The organism is Pseudomonas sp. HN11, assembly GCF_021390155.1.
Classification (GTDB): Bacteria; Pseudomonadota; Gammaproteobacteria; order Pseudomonadales; family Pseudomonadaceae; genus Aquipseudomonas.
Genome location: NZ_CP089985.1, coordinates 2,887,897 through 2,910,895, shown reverse-complemented (window position 1 = coordinate 2,910,895; position 22,999 = coordinate 2,887,897). Strand labels below are relative to the sequence as shown.

The following is a 22,999-nucleotide window of genomic DNA, read 5'->3' as shown; positions in this document are numbered from 1 at the left end:
GAATGCCTGGGAAAAGACATGGAACTGCACGTTGTGATCAACGGCCGCAAGGATCTGGCCGAACAGCTCTACCAACAGCTACGTGAGGCCATTGGCTCCGGGCGTCTGGCCGCCGGCGCGCAACTGCCGCCCAGTCGCTTGCTCGCCGAGCAGTTGGGCGTTTCGCGCAAGACCGTGTCCGACACCTATGCCACTCTGACCTATGAAGGCCTGCTGATCGGCAAGACGGGCCGTGGCACCTTCGTCAACGCCCGAGCACCGCAAAGCGAACGCCTGCAAAGCGCTACCGACCTGGCCTGCGCTGCCAGCCTGACGAAATGGCAGTCGCTGCCCTCGCCCATGCGTCATCCCACTCGCGACAGCACCCTGCGTTATGAATTTATCGGCGGCGCCACCAGCCGCAACCAGTTCCCCCAGGATGAATGGCGGCGCTGCACACAGGATGCATTGCGGCGCATTGCCCAGAATAGCGGCTTCTATAGCCAGCCCGAAGGCTTGCCCGCGCTGCGCAGTGCCATCGCGGGGCATATCGCGTTCTCGCGTGGGGTCAACTGCCGCGACAGCGACATCGTGGTCACCAACGGCGCACAGCAGGCGCTGGACCTGATCGCCCGCGTGGTGCTGGAACCGGGCAGCATCGTCGCCATGGAAGACCCCGGCTACAGCCCCGCGCGCCAGTTGTTCATGGCGATGGGGGCCAGCGTCGCCAGCGTGCCGGTGGACGACCAGGGTATCCAGGTCGACCGGATTCCCGATGGCACGCGACTGATCTACGTGACGCCGTCCCACCAGTTCCCGCTCGGCATGCCCATGAGCCTGCCGCGCCGTGAAGCCTTGCTGGCGCGAGCGTTCGCACTGGGCGCCATTGTTATTGAAGACGACTACGACAGCGAATTCCGCTACGAAGGCCGGCCTACCGATTCGCTGCAAAGCATGGACGCACGTGGGGTGGTGACCTATGTCGGCACCTTTTCCAAAACCTTGCTGCCTGAATTGCGGCTGGGCTATGCGGTGCTGCCGCCAGCCATTTACGGCGCGGTACTCAAGGCCAAGCAATTGACCGACCAGCACAGTTCGACGCTGCCGCAATGGGCCTTGGCCAAGTTCATCAGTGAAGGCTACCTGCTCAAGCACATCCGCCGCTGCCATACGGTATACGCCGGGCGACGTGAGCGCATCCTGCAGCGTTTGGCAGGGGATCTGTCGCCGTGGTTCGAAACCGTGCCCACCGTGGCGGGGTTTCACATGGCGGCGTTGTGCAAGGTGCCAGTGAACCTCCCATTGCTGATAGAACTGGCGCGCCGGGTAGAAGTAGGTTTGTACCCGCTGGATGTGTTCTTCCACGATGCGCCGGTACGTCCCGGCCTGATCATCGGCTTTGGCGCCATCGAGACCCTGGACATCGACCTGGCGCTGGACAAGGTCCGCGATATCCTCCAGCAGATTGGCTAGTGAATTTTCCGCCGGATTGGTCATTGGTCCTGGCGCTGTCAGGCTCTAGCCTGTGCACTGACACCCGACCTCGGAGACCATCGCCATGCCAGCCTGTGCCTTCAACACTGTCCATGTCCGCGCGGCGGCCGGGCGTTCAGCGGAACTGGGCGAACGGCTGCGGCAGATCGCTGAAGCCGTGCGCACCGCCCCAGGCTGCCTGGACTATACGGTGCGCCGCGACCCGGTGGACCCCGACCTGTGGACCGTCAGCGGCCACTGGGCCTGTGCTGCACAGCTCACTGAACACTTCGCCCTGCCGGCCCTGCAAGGGTTTATCGAACTGACCAGCCAGCACCTGGCGCGCCGCCTGGATTTCGACCACTGAGGCATTGGTCTCCTGGTCTTCGCCGAGATTGGTCGTTTGTGCCCCCGTTACGGCGGCGTAGGGTAAAGAGGTCTCGAACTACTCGGAAACCTCACCATGAAACGACTGCTCGCTGCCTCCCTGATGCTCGCCTCGCTCAGCGCCTTTGCCCACGAACCGGTATACAACCAAGAGTCGGTCAAGGTGCTTCAAGAGCATGCTTTGGCCAACGTGCCCGGCAAGAAAACCATCATGCTCACCGTCGATTACGCGCCCGGCCAGGCCACCGTGCCGCATAGCCATACCGGCACCGCCGTGGCCTACGTACTGGAAGGCGCGGTCACTTCGCGGGTGAATGACGAGAAGGCGAAAACCTATAAGGTGGGTGAATCGTTCTACGAACCGGCGGGTTCGCGGCACTTCGAATCGAGCAATGCCAGCCAGACCAAACCGGCCAAGCTGCTGGTGGTGATGGTGCTGGATGATAAGGCTGAAGTGCTGACGCCTCTCAAGCAGTAAGCCCTAAGGTCGCTGGAACCGCCGGCGCAGGTCTTCGATCTGTGGCCGGCACACACAGCCTTCCAGGTGATCGTTGACCATCCCCATTGCCTGCATCAACGCATACATCGTGGTCGGGCCCACATAAGTCCAACCGCGCTTCTTCAAGGCTTTCGACAAACGCACCGACGCCGGTGACGTGGGGTTGCCCGTCCAATAAGCCATGTCCACCACCTCAGGGCGCTCGTCTTCACTGGGCTCAAACGCCCACAGCCAGCGCGCCAACGAACCCGTCTCATCCACCAGCTCACAGGCCCGACGCGCGTTGTTGATGGTGGAAACGATCTTCGCCCGATTGCGCACGATGCCCGGGTCCTGCATCAACCGCTCGATATCCGCCTCGCCGTATTGCGCCACCCGTCTAAAGTCAAAGCCCTCGAACGCCGCCCGAAACTGCTCGCGCTTGCGCAAAATGGTGATCCACGCCATGCCCGCCTGGAAGCCTTCCAGGCAGATCTTCTCGTACAGCTGGATATCATCCGCCACCGGTACGCCCCACTCCTGGTCGTGGTAACGCGGGTATTCCGGCGCGGCCGTGCGCCAGGTGCAGTAGGTGTGCCCGGTTTCGTCGGTGGTCAGTCCTGGTGTATCCATTCATCACCTCATGTGCCGAGCGGCGGATGATAAGCGAAAAAATTTCCACCCCGCCAACCGCTCAAACATCACTCTTACCGACCAGCTGGTCAAACCGGGACCTGTCAACCGTCAAATAATTGCTTGTGATTTCAAAAATACCGGGCGTAGACTGGCCCCGCACTGGACTTACCGGTAAGACCACAACAATTAAGCCCTGGAACCACCAGGGCACCGAATAGAGATCCCTCCCATGCTCAGATGGTGCTCGCGTTCGATTTTCCTGCAAGTCGTGATTGGCCTGATGCTCGGCATAATCTGCGGCCTGGCCCTTCCCGAATTCTCCTCGCAACTCAAACCCCTGGGTGACGGCTTTATCAAGCTGATCAAAATGCTGATCGGCCTGATCGTATTCTGCGTGGTGGTCAGCGGCATTTCCGGTGCGGGCGACCTGAAGAAAGTCGGGCGCATCGGCCTCAAGTCGGTGATCTACTTTGAAGTCCTGACCACCGTTGCACTGGTGATCGGCCTGGTGATGGCCTTCAGCACCGGTATCGGCACCGGCGCCAATATTCATCTGGAACAACTGTCGTCCGCCGGCCTCAATGAACTGGCCGACAAGGGCCAGCACATCCGCGGCACCAGCCAGTTCCTCATGGACCTGATCCCCAACTCGGTGATCGGCGCCTTTGCTGACAACAACGTGCTGCAAGTGCTGCTGTTCTCGGTGTTGTTCGGCAGCGCGCTGAACCTGGTGGGCGAAGCCGCCTCGGGCATCTCGCGCCTGATCAACGAACTGAGCCACATCATCTTCCGCATCATGGGCATGATCGTGCGCCTGGCGCCGATCGGCGTATTCGGCGCGATCGCCTTCACCACCAGCACCTACGGGCTGGACTCCCTGCAACACCTGGGCAGCCTGGTGGGCCTGTTCTACCTGACGTGCTTTGCCTTTGTCGGGCTGATCCTTGGCCTGGTGATGCGCCTGTCAGGCCTGCGCATGTTGCCCCTGCTCAAATACCTGCGCGAAGAACTGCTGATCGTGATGGGCACCGCCTCCTCCGACGCTGTGCTGCCACAGATCATGCGTAAACTCGAGCACCTGGGCATTGGCAGCTCCACCGTGGGCCTGGTGATTCCGACGGGGTACTCGTTCAACCTCGACGGTTTCTCGATCTACCTGACCCTGGCCATCGTGTTTATTGCCAACGCCACCGGCACGCCGCTGTCGATGACCGACCTGCTGACCATCCTGCTGGTGTCACTGATTACCTCCAAGGGCGCCCATGGGATTCCAGGTTCGGCGCTGGTGATCCTGGCGGCAACACTTACGGCGATTCCGGCGATCCCGGTGGTGGGCCTGGTGCTGGTGCTGGCGGTGGATTGGTTCATGGGCATCGGGCGGGCCTTGACTAACCTGATCGGCAACTGCGTCGCCACCGTAGCCATCGCCCGCTGGGAAAAAGACATCGATATCCAGCGCGCCAACAAGGTGCTCGACGGCCAGCAAGGGTATGCCTTCCAGGCCAAGAAGCCGGTGTTGCCAGCGCATCAAGAGTTCTGACCGATTTCATGAGCGACTCTGTTGAGAGTCGCTATGCTCGCTAACGTATTCGCCACATCAAGGAGAGGTAGACGTGATCAGCACCTCAACCGTCGTCAATTCAGTGGTAGAAAAATTGCGCGCCGCCTTGGCGCGTGGCCAGTGGCGCCGTGGCGAAATGCTGCCCGGCCAGCGTGAACTGGCCGAACAGATGGGCATCAGCCGCCCCAGCCTGCGTGAAGCGGTCATCGTGCTGGAAACCCTTGGCCTGGTGCGTTCCATGCCCGGTAAAGGCGTGGTGGTGCTGGAAACCAGCGTCAGCGAACCCCAATCGACGGACGCCGTGGCTGACGCCAGCCTGGAAGACATCCTGCAACTGCGCTACACCCTCGAGCCCTTCATTGTCGGTTTGGTGGCCCAGTCCATCAGCAGCAAAGAGGTCGGCCAACTGCGCCTTACCTTGATGGACATGCGTGAAGCCCTTGAAGCAGAAGACGCTGAAGCCGGCATGAACGCCTACATCGGCTTTCACGAAGAACTGTTCGCCCTCACCTCCAACCCGATCTTCCAGAACGTGGTGCAACAGACCAGCAACGCCCTCAAGCAAAGCGCCCAGGTGCTGCGCAACTCGCCGGAACATCTGGCCGAACGTCTGCAGGAAAACGAAGCCGTGGTGCGCGCCATCCGCAACAAGAACAGCGCCCTGGCCAGCGCCGAGATGCGTCGGCACATCCTTCAAGAAGGCCTGCGCATGGGCATTCGCTTGAACATCCCGGACGACCACCTGGGCAGCTGATTTTTTGGAGACAGGCCATGAACGCCCACGCCTTGCACTGCCCACCGACCCTGCCGACCCTGCGCCTGGTCGCCGGTAAAAAGCCTACGGTGGACGACATCTATCCGCGCCTGTTCGACGCCATCCTCGAACAACACATCGCCCCGGCCAGCCGTTTTACCGAAGAAGGCCTGGGTGAGCTTTTCGGCGTGAGCCGCAGTGTGATTCGCCGAGTACTGGCAAAGCTGTCTCGTCAACAAGTGATCGTCCTGCGCCCTAACCAGCGCGCTCAGGTTGCGGCGCCGGATGCGCTGCAAATCCGGGAGATTCTAGAGGCCCGACGCCTGACGGAAATCACGGTGGTACAGTTGGCCTGCACCCAGGCTACACCGATGCGGATACGCCTGTTGCGCGAGCTGATTGCCCGAGAGCGTGAATACAGTGAACGCGATCAACGCGCAACCGCGATTCGATTGTCCGGCGAGTTCCACCTGCAGTTAGCAGCAATAGCGGATAACGCACCGCTCGCCCAGTTCCTCAACAGCTTGGTGCCATTGACATCGCTGGCCATTGCTCAATACGACGCGCACGCCTGCACCCGTGACTCATGGCAAGCACATACGTTGCTTGTCGACGCGATGGAGCATAGGGACACCAACGCGGCGGCTCAGCGGATGACTCAGTACTTTGATCGCCTGGAGTCAACGCTGCTGACACGAGCCAGAGAGGCCCGAGCCCCCACGCCATAGCTATGTAACGCCGAAGCGTCCGTGCTTTCGCACACGCTGTATTCGCACATTTGGAGTGCGTACTACAGGTATCGAACATGAATTTGGATTCAAACGTATTGCCCGCATTGTTCAACGTGCTTGCTCACTTGAACGCACAGCACAAACCGCTGGCGCAGCCCATGCAGGCTGCTCTGGACACATTGAACAGCACAGCGGTCGAGGCGGGAACAAGAATGTTCAACCTCGGCAATCTTGAAAAAGCCGAATCCTATCTGACCATAGGTGCAGGAGCAGGCGACGTCTGGTGTCAGTTCGCCTTGGCTACTTGCGGCACTTACCGGGACGGCATCTGGCATCGCGAGCGGGGAGATGTGATCTCTCATGCCGGCGACGAAACGAAGAAGTGGCTCAGGCTCGCAGCAGATCAAAATCACATTCCCGCGCTCATCCAACTGGGTGACAGTGCGTCGATGGAGAAAGCGCAGGGTCTGATCAACGACGCGCCCGCTTACGATCAACCACGGGGTATGTATTACATGTACCTCATTACCGAAGATGCCAGCTGGCTGGAGAAGTCCGCGGCTGCAGGCTGGGAAGAAGCCCAGTACAGACTTGCCGAGTTCTACCAGCGACATCCGGAACGAATCACCAATAGCGCTTTACGCGCAGCACGAATCGAAGAGCTTTTTCAAGAGTCCGCTGACGGTGGCTTTCCGTTAGCCGTGCACGCTCGAATTTTTTCTGATGACTCAACCGCCAGCCTGACGGAAAAGCAGGCTCGCCTTGATCAGTTGGCTCGGATGGGTCAAGTCGACGCGATGTTGGAATACGGCTATGCCCTGGCTAACATGCCACGATTCGAGCACCGTGCGCCGGACACTTACGAGTTGCGAACTACGCCGCGTACCTACGGTTTGGCTCAGGACCTGGGCCTGGCTTACGCGATGTTGAAATTCGTACTCAAACAAACAGCCGGTGCCATTGAATTTCCGAGACTCGCAGCCGACCTTCATGGGCTTGAAATGAGGCTGAGGCCAAAGGATGTTGAAATGGCCGATGCAACCCTGCTCAAGTTCCATGATAACGGTGTGAGAGCATTCCGACGCCTGTATGAAGTGATCATTCCGCGCACTGCGGTGTGATTGGCCCAGGCTCCAATCCGGGGTAAAAAAAATCCCCGAATCGTAAGATTCGGGGATTATTTCAGACGCTTGGGACGGCTTTACAACACCGACTGACCGCTCAATGCCAAGTCCAGCAACTCACGGTTGGCCACCGCGTACATGGCGTAGTCCGTACCCACAGCGGCGCGGATTTCCACCATCATCGCCACCCAACGCTCCGCCATGTCCTTGTGCTGCTCAAGCCACAGGGCCACGCGGGCTTCCATGTCTTGTGGCGCATCGGCCATTTGCAGGACGGAGATGGTGATCGCGCGTTGCTGCCAATCCACATCGTCGCGGAAGGCTTCGCGGGCCTGGGCCTGCCAGTTGTTGGCCACCGGCAGATCGCTGATCTGTTGCAGGTACCACGGCAGGTCCAAGGCGCTGCCGACGGCGAAGTAGGCCTTGGCCACTTCGGCGGCGTCATGCCCTGTCACGTCAGCGGCTTCGATGATCGGCAACAAGGTGTACAGGTGAGTGGTGCCTGCAACCATGCGCGCCAACAGTTCTGGAACGCCAGCTTCGGTGTAGGCCTGGTAGCGGGTCTGCCAGCCTTCGCGGGTCGGGCCTTCCAGCAGTTCGTCGAGCTTGAGGCCCAACGCGGCCAGGTGCGGACCGAAGTGCGCGGTGTCACGGCCAGCGTCCTGCTCGTTGCGACGGCTGCGCAGGAACCAGCGCGTAGCACGGCGGCCCAGGCGCATCAGCTCATCCATCAGTTCCAGTTGCACATCAGCGGAAACCTGATGGTCCAGGGCTTCGATCTGACGGAACCAGTGCGGGAGGTGGAATATGTCCCGCACGATCACATAAGCGCCCGCCACGTTCGCCGGGCTCATGCCGGTCGACTCTTTGAGTCGTTGAACGAAGGTGATGCCCATGTGGTTGACCAGGTCGTTGGCGATCTGGGTGCTGACAATCTCGCGCTTCAGACGGTGGCGACGCATGGCCTCGGAGAACTTGGCGACCAGGCTCGGCGGGAACGCGGTTTCCATGTCACGGGTCAGGTAGTCGTCATCCGGCACCAGCGATTTGAGCAATGCTTCCTTGAGGTCGATCTTGCTGTAGGAGATCAGTACCGACAGCTCCGGACGGGTCAGGCCCTTGCCATTCGCGGCGCGCTCGGTGAGCTGCTCCTCGGTCGGCAGGTACTCGATGGCACGGTCCAGCTTGCCACGGCCTTCCAGGTCGCTCATCAGGCGCTTGTACTCGGCGGCACGCTCGTAGGCACGGCGGGCAGCCAGGGACAAGGCTTGGGTTTGCTTGTAGTTGTTGCCCAACACCAGGTGGCCGACCTCGTCGGTCATGCTCGCCAGCAACTGGTTGCGTTGCTTGTCGGTCATGTCACCGGCCTGCACCACTTCGTTGAGCAGGATCTTGATATTCACTTCGTGGTCGGAGCAGTCCACGCCACCGGCGTTGTCGATGAAGTCGGTGTTGGAGCCGCCGCCATTGAGGCCGAATTCCACACGACCCAGCTGGGTCATGCCGAGGTTACCGCCCTCGCCTACCACCTTGCAGCGCAGCTCGTTACCATTGACGCGCAATGCGTCGTTGGCCTTGTCGCCCACGTCCGCATGGCTTTCAGTGCTGGCCTTTACGTAGGTACCGATGCCGCCGTTCCACAACAGGTCCACCGGAGCCTTGAGCAAGGCGTTCAGCAGTTCGGTCGGGGTCAGCTTGTCGGCGGAGATGTCGAAGCGTTCTTTCATCTGTGGCGAGATGGCAATGCTCTTCGCACTGCGCGAGAAGATACCGCCGCCTTCAGACATGATGCTGGTGTCGTAGTCGGTCCAGGCCGAACGCGGCAGCTCGAACAAACGCTTGCGCTCGACGAAACTGATCGCCGGGTTCGGGTTTGGATCGATGAAGATATGCAGATGGTTGAAGGCTGCAACCAATTGCAACTTGTCGGACATCAACAAGCCGTTACCGAACACGTCACCGGCCATGTCGCCGACGCCCACCACGGTAATGCTGTCTTCCTGAACATTGATGCCGCGCTCGCGGAAGTGGCGCTGCACGCCGACCCACGCGCCTTTGGCGGTAATGCCCATTTTCTTGTGGTCGTAACCGGCGGAACCACCGGACGCGAACGCGTCACCCAGCCAGAAGCCGTAGTCGATGGCGATACCGTTGGCGATGTCGGAGAAGGTTGCAGTGCCCTTGTCCGCTGCGACTACCAGGTAGGGATCATCGTCGTCATGACGCACAACGTTGGCCGGTGGCACCAAGGCGCCGTCCTTCAGGTTGTCGGTGATGTCCAACAGGCCCGAAATGAAGATGCGGTAGCAGGCGATGCCCTCGGCCGCAATCTCGTCCCGGCTGCCGCCCAATGGCAGGCGACGCGGCAGGAAGCCGCCCTTCGCACCCACCGGCACGATGACCGAGTTCTTCACTTGCTGGGCTTTTACCAGGCCAAGCACTTCGGTACGGAAGTCTTCTTCACGGTCGGACCAGCGCAGGCCGCCGCGCGCGACGTTGCCGAAGCGCAGGTGCACACCTTCCACCCGTGGTGAGTACACGAAGATTTCAAACTTCGGCACTGGCTTGGGCAGCTCAGGAATCGCATGCGGGTTGAACTTGAAGCTGAAGTACGACTTGTTCTGGCCGTTCGCGTCGGTCTGGTAGAAGTTGGTACGCAGGGTGGCCTTGATCAGGTCCAGATAGCGACGCAGGATGCGGTCTTCGTTGAGCACCTGAACGTCGTCCAGGGCGGTGAGGATCGCTTGCTCCAGGCGTTGCTGCTTGTCTTCCAGGTCGTCGGCGGTGAGTTTGCGCGCCAGGTAGAAGCGGGTCTTGAACAACCGGGTCAACTCGCGGGCGATGTCGGTGTGGTTGTTCAGGGTGCTGGCGATGTAACCCAGGTCGAAGCCCAGGCGGATCTGCTTCAGGTAACGGGCGTAGGCACGCAGCAGCGCCACGTCGCGCCAAGGCAGGCCGGCGGTCAGCACCAGGCGGTTGAACGCATCGTTCTCGGCATCGCCATGCACGATGTGTACGAAGGCGTCCTGCAGGGTGTCGTTGAGCTGCTGGATGTCCAGGTTCACGCCTTCGGCGGCGATAAACGCGAAGTCGTGGATCCAGAACTCACGGCCATTGGCATGGCGCAGACGGTACGGGAACTCGCCCAGCACACGCAGGCCGAGGTTTTCCAGGATCGGCAGCACGTCGGACAGCGCCAGCGGGGTGTCGGCGTGGTACAGCTTGCAATGCAGCTCGCGTTGGCCGGAGACCTGGCCAAGCGGCTGATAGAAGCTCATCACCAGTGGGTTGGCTTCGGTGAGGCTGAGCAGGTGCTGCATGTCGACCACGGCCGAATGCGCCGCGAAACGCTCGCGGTAGCCGGCCGGGAAACCTTTCGGGAAGTCCGCCAGCACGTTGGTGCCGTGGGCTTCGCCGAAGCTTTCCACCACCAGGCTTGCGTAGTCGTCCTGCCAGCTGCGGCAGGCCTGTACCACTTCTTTTTCCAGTTGCAGCGGGTCGATGTCCAGGCGGTTCTTCGGGTCAACTCGTAGAATCAGCTGCACACGGGCCAACACGGACTCGGAGAAGAAGGTCCAGAATTCGCAATCCGAAGCCTTCAAGCGATCCATCAGCACTTGCTGGATCTTCTGGCGCACTTCGGTGGAGTAGATGTCGCGCGGCACGTAGGCCAGGCAGTAGCAGAAACGACCGTACGGGTCTTTGCGCAGGAATACGCGGATCTTGTTGCGTTCCTGGATCTGTACGATCGACATCACAGTGCTGAACAGCTCGTCGACCGGGGTCTGGAACAGGTCGTCGCGTGGCAGCACTTCAACGACTTGAGCCAGCTCCTTGCCCAGGTGAGCCTTGGGCTGGAAGCCGGAACGGCGTTCGATTTCCGCGACCTTGCGACGAATGTAAGGAATCACCCGCACGCTTTCGCCATACACCGAAGAGGTGTAGAGGCCCATGAAACGGTGTTCCTTGATCACTTTGCCGTCGGCGCTGATCTCGCGGATCGACACGTAGTCCGGATACGCCGGGCGGTGTACGCGACTCGGGTGCGCGGCCTTGGCGAACGACAGCACGGTCGGCTCACGCAGGTAGGCCACGGCGTAGTCTTCGATGCGCAGGTCATCGGCGGTGAGGCCGGCGCGCAGCAGCTTGGTCAGGCCGAGGAAAGAGCTGGCGTCATATTCGATATGACCGCCATCCGCCTCGTCACGTACCACGAACTCTTCATAGCCGAGGAAGGTGAAGTGGTTGCCCACCAGCCATTCCAGGAAGTTCTTGATCTCGGCTTTTTCTTCGCCGTCGATGCTGAACGGGCTGGCGTCGATACCGGCCAGCAGGTCCTGGACCTTGGCTTTCATCGGTTCGAAATCGGCCACGGCCACGCGCACTTCGCCCAACACCTGCTCAAGCTCTCTGCTCAGCACGTTCAATTCGGCGGCGTTGGCGCAACGGTCGATTTCCAGGTACATCAGCGACTCTTGCTGGATACCTTCGCCCTGGGTGCCTTTTGGCAGGATTTCCAGCAGCTCGCCCTTGGCGCCACGGCGTACGCTGAGCACGGTGGTCTGCAGGGTGTGGATGCTGTAGCCACGGCGGTTCAGCTCGGTACGCACCGAGTCCACCAAAAATGGCAGGTCATGGTGCAGCACTTCGACCGCGGTGTGGGTCGACTGCCAGCCATGACGTTCGTAATCGGGGTTGTAGACCCGCACTTGCGGTTGGGTGTGGTCAAAGCGCTCAAGCAGGCGCCACGCAGAAAGAGTGCAACCGGCCAGGTCGGAAAGGCGACGCTGGGTCAGTTCGTCCAGGGAAATGATGCCGAAGAATTGTTCAGCGAACAGCGCCACTTGTGGCAGTGCCTGTTCACTGATGTGCTGCGCCAGTGCCGCTTGCAGTTGATGCTGGAAATCGGCCTTGCTGGCTGCGGTGAAGAACGCCATCTGTGGTACTCCGCTTGGGCTTGTTATTGATGGAAGCGTCGCGTGTTATCCCCTTGCGGGGAGACCGTCAGCGCTGTTCGCTGGTGACGAGTTAAGCACCATAAACGAATCAGGGTGACAGGTGGGTGAAGCTGGACAAGACAATGAGGTCACATACAACGTCCATAAGATGCGCACCTTGCCGGGTGACGGAACGACGGGCAGGTCAGGCGCCAGGCTCATGCACATCCGTTGCGCAGCTTAACGAGTGTAGGAAGCCAGCTGCTTGCTGCACTGCGACATATTCGGTCAACAGCACGCAAGCGTGGGTTGCACGAGGAGCAACCAAGCTCGAAAGACTTGAGTAGATGCCAGTTCTACTGCGTGTTCGAAATCCGATATCTCACACGCGCAATGGAACTATTATTTAGGGTCCGCCCACCGAATAGGGCGTCAATAAGGGTTTCAGTTACTTCAAGAAAGATCTCTATTCGTTCCCGAGACGTCTATATGTACATTGCATCGTCAGCCTCTAACCCGCCGCAGACTCCAGCCCTCCCAACTGCCACCCAAGCAAAGGCAAGCGATGATGCAAAAACTCAGAATACGCTCCATAGCGGGGTGAACGACCTGCCCCCTCAGGCGCAAACAAAGGCTGTTCTCTCCCCAGAAGGAACCTCTAAAACCTGCTTTCAAGAACCGGTAAAACGCAATAAAGGGCTAGACAATCTCGCCAGAAACTATACGCCGATGAAAACAGATAATGAGATCACCTCAGAACAGGTAAAAGCCCATATCGAGGAAACATTCGGAATTACCAACATTGATCCCGACAAGACCTTTTTGGTAACTATCGTTTTCAACCACAAGAGTGATAAGGAACCCAACAAAGGCGTCATCACTCAAAAAATATCGTTAACCGAAGCGGCCCGGCTCAATATCCAGGACATTAAACTGCCCTATTTCAGCGGCCCGGACTCCAGGAGCGAATACCGTGACGGCCCCCCTCCGATCAAGATAGACGAAAAGTCGAGGCATACCGGCCCCCCAAACGCTGACGGAAGCTACACAACCCCAGAAAATATCACCTATAACAAATGGACCCACGGCATTTACATCGAGCCTTATCCAGGGGCGCCCGACATCTATGATCTCAGCAACCATGTTCCGATAGACCCGAAAGCATTCAAAGAAATGGTTTGGGACAACGCCTATAAAAAACCGTACGACAGTTATTTGAACCAGTATTGGAACGCTAATACACGCGCTGACTTTACGTCCACGGCGACAGTCGCGTACTTGACGGGCGCGCATATACAACACCACAACCAATCCTTGACCGAAAACGACAGAAAAATTGCCATGGCCGTAGCAGGCCTGCCCGCGGATAAAACTTATCTGAGTGCAACACCCGACGACTTGAAACAACCTTATAAAGCCGACCCGAATCTGGAAACCAAATTTCTCACGTTCAATGGCTTTAAATCGAGAATGTTCTACACACGCGACAAAATAACTCAACGGACCCTTTTATATATTCCCGGCCACATGCCCCCACTGCAGGGTTTTGACTCGGTTGAAGCCATGAATCGATGGCTGGGGGAACAATTGAAGGCCCCTGACAAAGCCGAAGCACTCAAAATTCAGTTCCGGCCCGAGGATCGTCCCTCTACCGGCCCCGTTGCAGGATGGCTTGGGGGCGTGACCCTTGGCGCTGATGCGCGGATTGACTTTATGACCAAGCAACTGAATCAGTATGTATCGGAAGAGACCCAGGAGAAGCTTGGCTTTTGGAACGAGGGCGGCGTGTTTGGCGGAGAAAAGATCAAGGGTAATCCCTTTGAAGAACTTCAACAGCGCACAGAGAAGGCAGCCAAAGCAGCGACAGCTCAGCGATTCGTACTCAATAGCGACCACAAAAAAAACGCAGCGGTAAATTGGTTGAAGATTGCCTCTTACGGTTTATTGGTTCTCGCCCCCCTTGGCCTGGCCTACCCTCCAGTCGGTGCAATACTCACGGCAGCGAGCATTGGTATCGGTGCGACGGAAGTCGGTATCGGCATCGATGATAAGATCAACAAACGGCCGGGCGCCACCGAGCGTATTTTCAGCGGGGCATTCAATACCGCCAAGCCTATATTCAGCGAGGGTTTCGGCAGAGCCTTCACGCCTGTTTCGGGAGCCATCAAGAGCTTTGTATTCAAGGCCTGAGCCATTGGCCAGGGACGGCCACTCACGCGAACGTCAGTTGAAGCGGCAAAAAAGCATGAGCAATGGCAGAATTGCGCCCCCCCACCCGTAGACAGGACCGCCCATGCAACTCACCACTGCCCACTTGATCGTCAACCCGTGCGATGAAGAAGAAGACAACATGGCCATGCTCTGCTGCCACGGCAAGAACGGCGAGATGTTCATGCTCACCCGTTACCCGGATGAGGACGAAGTGGAGCTGACCTGGGATTACGAGCCGTCAACCCTGGATGGGCTAAAGGTCACGCTGAGTGACACCACCCTGCGGGTCGAGCTGGCAGCGGGTGATGCGGATGCACTGGGCGGCAAGGATCACCTTGAGATCACCCACACCACGGCCGCGTCGGATATGGCCGAGGTTGAGCAAACCCTGCAAAACATCCTCAAAGGCACTGGCACCTACGTCCGCGCTTGATGCCCCCCACACAAAATTCCTACAAGTTTTGCCAAAAATACCCGTTACGCGGTTAGTCGCCACCCCCTTCGATGCATTAAAGTAAGCCTCCCAAGCCCGGCGTTTTTTTCTCGACCACCGGGCTCATCTCTCCAGGAACCGTCATCGATGGAACATCGTGAAGCGCTGCTTGCGCTGCGAACCTTTCTTTCTACGCAGATTCTCGGCCAGGAAAAACTCATCGATCGCCTGTTGATCGCCTTGCTCGCCGACGGCCATATGCTGGTGGAAGGCGCGCCGGGCCTGGCCAAGACCAAGGCCATCAAAGAGTTGGCCGAAGGCATCGAGGCGCAGTTCCATCGTATCCAGTTCACCCCCGACCTGTTGCCCGCCGACATCACCGGTACCGAGATCTATCGCCCGGAAACCGGCAGCTTCGTGTTCCAACAGGGGCCGATCTTCCACAACCTGGTGCTGGCGGACGAAATCAACCGCGCCCCGGCCAAGGTGCAGTCGGCGCTGCTGGAGGCCATGGCCGAGCGCCAGGTCAGCGTCGGACGCAGCACCTATGACCTGTCGCCACTGTTCCTGGTGATGGCCACGCAAAACCCTATCGAGCAGGAAGGCACCTACCCGCTGCCCGAAGCCCAGCTCGACCGTTTCTTGATGCATGTGAAAATCGGCTTCCCGGACGCCGCCGTCGAGCGACGCATCCTGCAACAGGCGCGTGGCGAAGCGCTCAACGGCGAAACCAAGCCGGAGCGCCGCGTCAGCCAGCAGGCGATCTTCGCCGCACGCAAGGAAATCCTCGGCCTGTACATGGCCGACGCGGTGGAGGAATACCTGGTGCAACTGGTGATGGCCACGCGCACCCCGGCCAAATTTGACCCGGAAATGGCCGAGTGGATCGCCTACGGCGCCAGTCCTCGCGGCTCCATCGCCCTCGACCGCTGCGCCCGCGCCCATGCCTGGCTGGCCGGTCGCGACTTCGTCAGCCCGGAAGACATCCAGGCGGTGCTGTTCGACGTGCTGCGCCATCGCATCATTCTGTCGTTCGAGGCCGAAGCCGCCGGCATTGATCAGGACCGTGTGGTGCAACGCATTCTCGACGTCGTTGCCGTCGCTTGAAACCCATGAACGCCAGCGCAGGAATCCGCGTCACGCTCAGCGAATTGATCGAGATGCGCCATCGCGTGCGCGAAGTGCAGCTGTTTTCCACGCCAAGCCAACGCAGCCCGTTGATCGGCTTGCATCACTCCAAGTTGCGCGGGCGTGGTGTGGATTTCGATCAGGTGCGCGTGTACCAGGCCGGGGACGACGTGCGCACCATCGACTGGCGTGTGACGGCACGCACCCAGGAGCCGCACACCAAACTGTTCCATGAAGAACGCGAACGGCCGATCTTCATCATGGTGGAACAAAGTTGCCGGCTGTTTTTCGGCTCGGGGCAGATGTTCAAGTCGGTGCTGGCCGCACAGGCCGCCAGCCTGATCGGCTGGGCCGCGCTCGGGCACAACGACCGCGTGGGCGGTCTGGTGTTCGGCGACAGCGAGCACTACGAAATCAAGCCGCGCCGCAGCAAGCAAAGCCTGCTGCAATTGCTCAACCGCCTGGTGCGCGTCAACCAGAGCCTGAGCACCGAAAGCCGCCCCGAAGCTGACGCCCTCGGCATGGCCCTGCGCCGTGGCCGCGAAGTGCTGCGCCCCGGCAGCCTGGTGATTGTGATCTGCGATGAACGTGCGCTGACTGAGAGCGCCGAGCAACAGCTGAGCTTACTCTCGCGACATTGCGATTTGTTGCTGCTACCGATTTCCGATCCGCTCGACCACGCCCTGCCCGCCGCCGGGCTGTTGCGCTTCGCCGAACGCGGCGCCCAGCTGGAGCTGGACACGCTGAATTTCGATCTGCGCCAGGCCTACAAGGCCCAGGCCGAAACGCGCATTGCCCGCTGGGAACTGCTCGCCCAGAAACTGCGTGTGCTGTTGATGCCCCTGAGCACCCAGAGCGAAATGGTCGAGCAACTGCGCGAATACCTCAACCCGCAACGCCCGGTTAAAAAACAATGAGCAGCCTTGACCAACTGCAACCGCTGATCGCGCCGCCCGCCATCGGCTTCTGGCCGCCTGCGCCGGGCTGGTGGCTGTTGCTGCTGATGATTCCACTGCTCGGCTGGGGCCTGTGGTCACTGCGCCGTTTTCTGCCGACCCGCCGCCCCATCGCCCGCGCCGAACAACCGCTGGATCCGCTGCGCATCGCTGCCCTGGCAGAGCTGGCATTGATGCCCAAGCCTTACGATGGCGCGCCCGCCGGTGCCTGGCTGCAACAGCTCAATGGCCTGCTCAAGCGCCTGTGCCGCAACGACTACCCCTACAGCCAGAGCCACACCCTCAATGGCCGCAAATGGCTGGCGTTCCTCGACAACCGCTGCCCCGCTGCCGGCCTCACGCGTTGGATGGTATTGGTAGAAGGCGCCTACAAACCCGAATGCAAGCTCGACGACAAGGCCATCGCCGGTCTGACCCAGGCCGTCGACACCTGGATTCGCAAACATGTTTGAGTTCGCCTGGCCGTGGATCTTCGCCCTGTTGCCCTTGCCGTGGTTGATGCGCCTTGTGCTACCGGCCGCCGACAGCGGTGAGCCCGCGTTGAAAGTCAGCTACCTCAACGACCTCGAAGGCCTGGCCCGTCGCCGCGCCCGCGTCAACCTGCCCGGCTGGCGCCAACAAGCGCCATTCGTGGTGCTGTGGTTGCTGCTGCTGACTGCTGCGGCACGGCCGGAATGGCTCGCAGAACCACTGCCCATCGCCGCCAGCGGCCGCGACCTGCTGGTAGCGGTTGACGTGTCGGGGTCGATGGATTTCCCCGACATGAACTGGCAGGACGAAGATGTTAGCCGCTTGAGCCTGGTCAAGCACCTGCTCGGCGATTTTCTGGAGGGGCGCGAAGGTGATCGCGTGGGCCTGATCCTGTTCGGCAGCCAGGCCTACCTGCAAGCGCCGCTGACTTTTGATCGCCGCACCGTGCGCACCTGGCTGGATGAAGCGCGCATCGGCATTGCCGGCAAGAACACCGCGATTGGCGACGCCATCGGCCTGGCCCTGAAACGCCTGCGCCAGCGCCCCGCACAGAGCCGCGTGCTGGTTCTGGTCACTGACGGTGCCAATAATGCCGGGCAGATCGACCCGTTGACCGCCGCGCGTCTGGCTGCTGAAGAAGGTGTGAAGATCTACCCGATCGGCATCGGCGCCGATCCGGAACAAACCGGTTCACTGGGCATCCTGGGCGTAAACCCGAGCCTGGACCTCGACGAACCAGCGCTCAAGGCCATCGCCGAGGCCACCAACGGCCAGTACTTCCGGGCCCGCGATGGCGATGAGCTGCAAGCGATCAAAGAGACCCTCGATAAACTCGAGCCGGTTGAACAGCAACCGACGCAAGCGCGTCCCGCCCTGGCGTTGTACAGCGCCCCGCTGGCCCTCGCTTTGGTGCTGAGCATGTTGCTGGTGATTCAAGAACGCTGGCCGAACAACGCGCTGCAACGGCTGTTCAACAAATTGTCGAGCAAGAGGATTTTCCTGCAACAGCACCCGGAATGGCGCCAGCGCCTCAAACGCCTGCGTTTGCGGAGGCGTCGATGATCGACCTGTGGCCACACTGGTTCCGTCCCTGGTGGTTGTTGCTGCTGCCGTTGCTCGGCTGGTTGCTGTGGCACCTGTGGCATCGGCAAAAGCGTGCCGGGCGCTGGCAGATGATCCTGCCGCCGGCCTTTCACGCCGTGCTGCTCAGTGGTGGCAACGGCCGTGAGAGTAAATCGCCGTGGGTAGTGCTGGGCATTGCCTGGCTATTGGCCGTGCTGGCGTTACTCGGTCCCAGTTGGCAGCGGGTTGAACAATCCAGCCAGAAGCCCTCCGATCCTTTGGTGGTGCTGCTGGAACTGACCCCGGAAATGCTCGCCACCGACAGCCCGCCCAACCGTCTGGAGCAGGCACGGCGCAAACTGTACGACTTGTTGCAGGCGCGCACCGATGCGCAAACCGCCATCGTCGTGTATGCCGGCAGCGCCCACACCCTGGTGCCGCTGTCGGACGACCTGGCCACCAGCCGCAACCTGCTGGACGCCCTGCGCCCGTCGATCATGCCCGAGGCCGGTCACCGCGCCGACCTGGCCGTCGAGAAAGCCCTCGGCCTGCTCAAGCAAAGCGGCCTCGGCCAGGGTCGCCTGCTGCTGATGGGTTCCTCGCTGTCCAAACAGGAACGCCAGGGCATTCGCTTGCTACTGCAAAACGCACAATCGCCCACCCTGTCGATCCTCGGCATCGGCAGCCGCGAAGGTACGCCAGTCACTCAGGAAAGCGGCGAGTTCCTCAAGGATGAACAAGGCGCGATTCTGGTGCCGCGCCTCGACAGCCCGACACTCAAGGCCTTCGCCAGTGAGATGGGCGGCCGCTACCGTGCCGCGCGCCTGGACGACAAGGACTTGCGCCAACTCGGCGTGCTCGACCCGCCGCAAACCTTGCGCAATGACGGCCAATTGCTGCACCTCGACACTTGGGCCGACCAGGGTTACTGGCTGCTCTTGCCCCTGTTGCTGCTCGCAGCTTGTGCGGCGCGGCGCGGCTGGTTGTTCTGCCTGCCGTTGCTGTTATTGAGCGCGCCGCAGCCCAGCTACGCGTTCGACCTGCAGGATTTGTGGCTGCGTCCCGACCAGCAAGGCCAGTACCTGCTGAAGAAAAAACGCCCCGCCGAAGCCGCCGAACACTTCGAAGACCCGCAGTGGAAAGGCGTGGCTTTGTACGAAGCGGGCAACTATGCAGAGGCCATCAAGCTGTTTGCCGAAGGCAATGACGCCTACGCTCACTACAATCGGGGTAATGCCCTGGCCAAATCCGGCGAGCTGGAAGCCGCCATCGATGCCTACGAACAGGCCCTCGAAGCCCAGCCCGACCTGCAACCGGCCCTGAAAAACAAGGCGATAGTGGAAACCCTGATGCAGGAACAGTCACAACCGGAACCAACCGGGCCTGCAAAAAACGAAGATGACGAAACCACCCAACCCGGCCAAACTGCGCAACCGGGCGCCAGCGGGCAAAATGCTACGGGGGGCGAGCCATCGTCCCAGGGCCAGGGAGCCGGTACTGACGACACCCAACCCGGCAAGACACCGCAAACCGCAGGCAACGAAGTACCGGGCAGCGAACTGGGCGACGAACAAACCACCACCCCGCCGCTGCGCCCCAATGACGCCAGCCTCGACGGTGAACACCGCCAGGCCCTGGAGCAATGGCTGCAGGAGATCCCGGATAATCCCGGCGAGCTGCTGCGCCGCAAATTCTGGTACGAACAGCAACAACATCAGGACAAGACTCGATGAGCCGCCGCACCACCCTTTTGCTCCTGCTCGCCCTCTCGGCAGGCGACGCCCAGGCGGCGACCCTGACCGCCAGCGTCGACCGCAGCCGCGTCAACTCCGGGGAAACGGTGGAACTGACGGTGGAATCCAGCGATGTCACGCAGTTCGGCAAGCCGGACCTGTCGCCGCTGGATGAGCAATTCGAAGTCAGCGGCACGCGCCAGATCAACCAGCTCACCACCCTGGGCGGCGACAACCACGCCACCACGCGCTGGATCATCACCTTATTGCCCAAGGAAAACGGCACAGTGGTCATCCCGCCCCTGCAGGTGGGCGACTACAAGACCCAACCGATCAGCCTGCAAGTGGTGGAGACCGCCAGCCAGAACATCGCCGCCGAGCTGGCGCCGGTGTTTGTCGAGGCCAATCTCGACCAGGCCAGCGTCTACGTCCAGGCCCAGGCGCTGTTGACCGTGCGCGTCTATCACTCGGTGTCGCTGTATGACGACAGCAGCCTCACGCCCCTGCAGATCGCCGATGCGCGTGTGGAGCAGTTGGGTGAGTCACGCACCTACGAAAAGGTCATCAACAGCATCCGCCATGGCGTGATCGAGACCCGCTACGCGATCTATCCGCAGCACAGCGGCACCCTGGCGATTCCGGCGCAGACCTTCAGCGCGACACTGGTAGAATCGCGCCCGCCCCAGGAAAACACCCTGCAAGGCACCAAGCCCGGTAAGTTGATCCACGTGAGTTCCGCAGAGCTGCCACTGGTGGTCAAACCCAAACCGACGCTGTATCCCGCCGATACGCCGTGGCTGCCGGCACGCAGCCTGACCCTGAGCGAAAACTGGAACCCGGAACCGGAACATGTGCAGGTCGGCGACTCCCTGACCCGCAGCCTCACGGTCAAGGCCGAAGGCCTGTCCAGCGCCCAACTGCCGGCCCTGCCCAGCACCGACATCAACGGACTGCGTCGCTACCCGGACCAGCCGGTGCTCGGCAACCAGACCAACGACCGTGGCCTGATCGGTAGCCGCGAAGACCGCGAAGCCCTGGTGCCCACCCGCGCCGGCAGCCTGGAGCTGCCCGCCGTGGAGGTAGTGTGGTGGAACACCCACGAGGATCACCTGGAGCGCACCAGCTTGCCCGCGCGCACCGTGCAGGTCGCCATCAACCCCAGCCTGGCAGTCGACACCCCCGCCACGCCCACCGTGATCACCGCCCCTGACGACAACCACCTGTGGTTGTGGCAGCTCAGCACGCTGTTGCTCGCCTGCACCACCCTGCTGGGTTTTGGCTTGTGGTGGCGCGCACGTCGGCAACCGGCCGTGTTGCGTGCCGCGCAAACCGGCCCGAGCCCGCGCACGTTGCTCGACGACCTCAAACGCGCCACCCAGGCCAACGACCCGCAAGCCACCCGCCAGGCCCTCGACGCCTGGGCGCGGCAGCAGCCGGAAACGCTCGCGGATATGGCGGCGCGGTTTGTGCCGTTGTCGGATGCGCTTGATGGGTTGAATGGCGCGCTGTATAGCGAGAGTGGGCATTTCTGGCTGGGTGAAGACCTGTGGCGTGCGGTAAAAGCCATTCCGGTGGCAGATCGCGAGCAAGATCCGGCGGCGGATACCACCAGCTTGCCGCCGCTCTATCCCAAGTAACGCGGATCCAACCAACACCACAAAACCCTGTGGGGCTGGCTTGGCTGGTCCCACAGGGGATCAGCGTTTGATCGATAAGCTACCGATCCTCTCGGGTATGCCACAGGCGCAACAGATAGACAGTGGAACCCACTATCTCGTAACGCATTTCGTAATGACCGATCTGAATCCTGCGCACATCCCTGGGCTCGAACTCTTCCAAGCGTTCGCCGATACGAGGGTTAGCGAGCAGCGTCATGGGCGCAGCGGTAAGTTGCTGCACCGTTCGTGCAGCGGCGGGTTGATTGACCAATGCTAGAAACTCATACAGTCGGGCGAGGTCGGAAAGCGCTTTGGCCGTCCACTTCAACTCCATCAGCGCGGCACCGGCAATGGCGCATCGCCGCTGAGGCTATCAGCCCAGGCCTGGACTGCCTGGTGGTCAATCACGCGGCCAGCGTCAACATCGGCCAAGGCCTCGCGGGTCAGACGACTACGCTCTTCTTCCTGGTCAATCCAGGCAGACAGCGCCTGCTTGACGATCCAGTTTCTGGAGCGTTCCAGACGCTCTGCCATCAAATCGACCTTTTGGGCCAGTTGCTCGGGCACGTGCGCGGTGACAGATCTGGTTTTAGAGGGGGTGGCCATGTGGGATGACTCCTGACGGGTACAGTGCAGCAATTTTAATCAAAATTAATCATAACAACTAACTGTACAACATCAATCGCCCTTGTCGAGCCTGGTCACTACCTCAATCATTTCCTGCTAGACAAGGGTTGTTAAAGGCCAGCAATCCATATCGCTTTAATTTGCAGGAAGTTTCCTAGACAATCCCACGGCCTTGCGCCTGCTCACTTCACTGGCTAGCCTTCGCTCCGTCGCTGCATAACAGCGATCAGGGGTGAGATCCTGTGAACAGGAAGCCAAGCGCCACAACCGCGAGCAACATGCTTTATGGCGGCTGTGTGCGGGCGGACTTCGGTCCGACCGGTTGCTCCTGCCCGGTAATCTCACCCCGCACATAGCTGCCACCTTTTGTCGAGTGAGATCGCCAAAAGAATGGCTCCCAACTTTGTCAGGAGATCCATTCATGAACAAAATCGTCCCCGACCCACCGCCCACCTTCACAGTGCACCACGACCTCAGCTTCGAAGACGCGCTTGCCCAGATCTGCGACCTGCTGCGCTGCGCCGCCGCAACCGCCGCTGGCACCACCCAAACGCTAAGCAGTGATCAGCGCCACATGGCCGGCGCCACCGAGCACTTGATCAACAGCGCCAAAACCCTCGCCGACCGAGCGCTGGACTGCCTGCATACCGCCTGACCGGT

At 60.6% G+C, this 22,999-nt stretch carries 20 protein-coding genes; 16 read left to right on the top strand and 4 right to left on the bottom strand.

Annotated features, from left to right (window positions below):
• The first annotated feature begins 18 nt into the window (after positions 1 to 18).
• From pdxR to LVW35_RS13145, 3 genes are all read left to right on the top strand, one after another.
• The gene (gene pdxR / locus LVW35_RS13155; RefSeq protein WP_233896069.1) at positions 19 to 1,452 is read left to right on the top strand and encodes a MocR-like pyridoxine biosynthesis transcription factor PdxR; all 1,434 of its coding nucleotides are present in this window, start codon (positions 19 to 21) and stop codon (positions 1,450 to 1,452) included.
• A gap of 85 nt (positions 1,453 to 1,537) precedes the next feature.
• Positions 1,538 to 1,819 carry a putative quinol monooxygenase gene (locus LVW35_RS13150; RefSeq protein WP_233896068.1) on the top strand — a complete coding sequence of 94 codons (282 nt, stop codon included), beginning with the start codon at positions 1,538 to 1,540 and terminating at the stop codon, positions 1,817 to 1,819.
• A 96-nt stretch (positions 1,820 to 1,915) separates the two neighbouring features.
• Positions 1,916 to 2,317, top strand: a complete 402-nt coding sequence (locus LVW35_RS13145) for a cupin domain-containing protein (RefSeq protein ID WP_233896067.1) — start codon at positions 1,916 to 1,918, stop codon at positions 2,315 to 2,317.
• Between the two features lie 3 nt (positions 2,318 to 2,320).
• Here the strand turns inward: LVW35_RS13145 and LVW35_RS13140 are convergent, their stop codons facing one another.
• The gene (locus LVW35_RS13140; RefSeq protein ID WP_233896066.1) at positions 2,321 to 2,950 is read right to left on the bottom strand and encodes a DNA-3-methyladenine glycosylase I; all 630 of its coding nucleotides are present in this window, start codon (positions 2,948 to 2,950) and stop codon (positions 2,321 to 2,323) included.
• Positions 2,951 to 3,167: 217 nt separating this feature from the next.
• Between LVW35_RS13140 and LVW35_RS13135 the strand changes: the two genes are divergently transcribed.
• From LVW35_RS13135 to LVW35_RS13120, 4 genes are all read left to right on the top strand, one after another.
• The gene (locus LVW35_RS13135; RefSeq protein WP_233896466.1) at positions 3,168 to 4,493 is read left to right on the top strand and encodes a C4-dicarboxylate transporter DctA; all 1,326 of its coding nucleotides are present in this window, start codon (positions 3,168 to 3,170) and stop codon (positions 4,491 to 4,493) included.
• Positions 4,494 to 4,566: 73 nt separating this feature from the next.
• Positions 4,567 to 5,268: a FadR/GntR family transcriptional regulator gene (locus tag LVW35_RS13130; RefSeq protein ID WP_233896065.1), complete on the top strand. Its 702-nt coding sequence runs from the start codon at positions 4,567 to 4,569 to the stop codon at positions 5,266 to 5,268.
• 17 nt (positions 5,269 to 5,285) lie between these two features.
• The gene (locus tag LVW35_RS13125) at positions 5,286 to 5,996 is read left to right on the top strand and encodes a GntR family transcriptional regulator (protein ID WP_233896063.1); all 711 of its coding nucleotides are present in this window, start codon (positions 5,286 to 5,288) and stop codon (positions 5,994 to 5,996) included.
• Positions 5,997 to 6,073: 77 nt separating this feature from the next.
• Entirely contained in the window at positions 6,074 to 7,120 is a 1,047-nt protein-coding gene (locus LVW35_RS13120; protein WP_233896062.1) for a hypothetical protein, read from the top strand.
• Positions 7,121 to 7,200: 80 nt separating this feature from the next.
• Here LVW35_RS13120 and LVW35_RS13115 read toward each other — a convergent pair whose 3' ends face one another.
• Positions 7,201 to 12,060: an NAD-glutamate dehydrogenase gene (locus tag LVW35_RS13115; protein ID WP_233896060.1), complete on the bottom strand. Its 4,860-nt coding sequence runs from the start codon at positions 12,058 to 12,060 to the stop codon at positions 7,201 to 7,203.
• Positions 12,061 to 12,549: 489 nt separating this feature from the next.
• Between LVW35_RS13115 and LVW35_RS13110 the strand changes: the two genes are divergently transcribed.
• From LVW35_RS13110 to LVW35_RS13075, 8 genes are all read left to right on the top strand, one after another.
• A complete protein-coding gene (locus LVW35_RS13110) occupies positions 12,550 to 14,250 on the top strand; it encodes a dermonecrotic toxin domain-containing protein (RefSeq protein ID WP_233896058.1) in 1,701 nt (566 codons plus the stop codon).
• A gap of 103 nt (positions 14,251 to 14,353) precedes the next feature.
• On the top strand, positions 14,354 to 14,704 hold the full coding sequence (locus LVW35_RS13105; protein WP_233896056.1) for a hypothetical protein: 351 nt from the start codon (positions 14,354 to 14,356) through the stop codon (positions 14,702 to 14,704).
• Positions 14,705 to 14,851: 147 nt separating this feature from the next.
• Entirely contained in the window at positions 14,852 to 15,811 is a 960-nt protein-coding gene (locus LVW35_RS13100; RefSeq protein WP_003174327.1) for an AAA family ATPase, read from the top strand.
• Between the two features lie 5 nt (positions 15,812 to 15,816).
• On the top strand, positions 15,817 to 16,749 hold the full coding sequence (locus LVW35_RS13095; RefSeq protein ID WP_233896054.1) for a DUF58 domain-containing protein: 933 nt from the start codon (positions 15,817 to 15,819) through the stop codon (positions 16,747 to 16,749).
• A complete protein-coding gene (locus LVW35_RS13090) occupies positions 16,746 to 17,240 on the top strand; it encodes a DUF4381 domain-containing protein (protein ID WP_233896052.1) in 495 nt (164 codons plus the stop codon). The genes LVW35_RS13095 and LVW35_RS13090 overlap by 4 nt, the downstream gene beginning before the upstream one ends.
• A complete protein-coding gene (locus LVW35_RS13085; RefSeq protein ID WP_233896050.1) occupies positions 17,233 to 18,321 on the top strand; it encodes a vWA domain-containing protein in 1,089 nt (362 codons plus the stop codon). Before LVW35_RS13090 ends, LVW35_RS13085 begins: the two co-directional genes overlap by 8 nt.
• Positions 18,318 to 20,054, top strand: coding sequence for a tetratricopeptide repeat protein (locus LVW35_RS13080; RefSeq protein WP_233896047.1), 1,737 nt, complete (start codon positions 18,318 to 18,320; stop codon positions 20,052 to 20,054). Before LVW35_RS13085 ends, LVW35_RS13080 begins: the two co-directional genes overlap by 4 nt.
• Positions 20,051 to 21,691: a BatD family protein gene (locus LVW35_RS13075; protein ID WP_233896045.1), complete on the top strand. Its 1,641-nt coding sequence runs from the start codon at positions 20,051 to 20,053 to the stop codon at positions 21,689 to 21,691. Before LVW35_RS13080 ends, LVW35_RS13075 begins: the two co-directional genes overlap by 4 nt.
• A gap of 79 nt (positions 21,692 to 21,770) precedes the next feature.
• On the opposite strand, the gene LVW35_RS13070 is transcribed toward LVW35_RS13075, so the two are convergent.
• Both LVW35_RS13070 and LVW35_RS13065 read right to left on the bottom strand, forming a co-directional pair.
• Positions 21,771 to 22,046, bottom strand: coding sequence for a type II toxin-antitoxin system RelE/ParE family toxin (locus tag LVW35_RS13070; RefSeq protein WP_122728229.1), 276 nt, complete (start codon positions 22,044 to 22,046; stop codon positions 21,771 to 21,773).
• On the bottom strand, positions 22,046 to 22,318 hold the full coding sequence (locus LVW35_RS13065; protein ID WP_122728231.1) for a CopG family ribbon-helix-helix protein: 273 nt from the start codon (positions 22,316 to 22,318) through the stop codon (positions 22,046 to 22,048). The genes LVW35_RS13070 and LVW35_RS13065 overlap by 1 nt, the downstream gene beginning before the upstream one ends.
• A gap of 442 nt (positions 22,319 to 22,760) precedes the next feature.
• On the opposite strand from LVW35_RS13065, the gene LVW35_RS13060 reads away from it, so the two are divergent.
• Positions 22,761 to 22,994: a DUF6124 family protein gene (locus LVW35_RS13060; protein WP_233896044.1), complete on the top strand. Its 234-nt coding sequence runs from the start codon at positions 22,761 to 22,763 to the stop codon at positions 22,992 to 22,994.
• Positions 22,995 to 22,999: the final 5 nt, after the last annotated feature.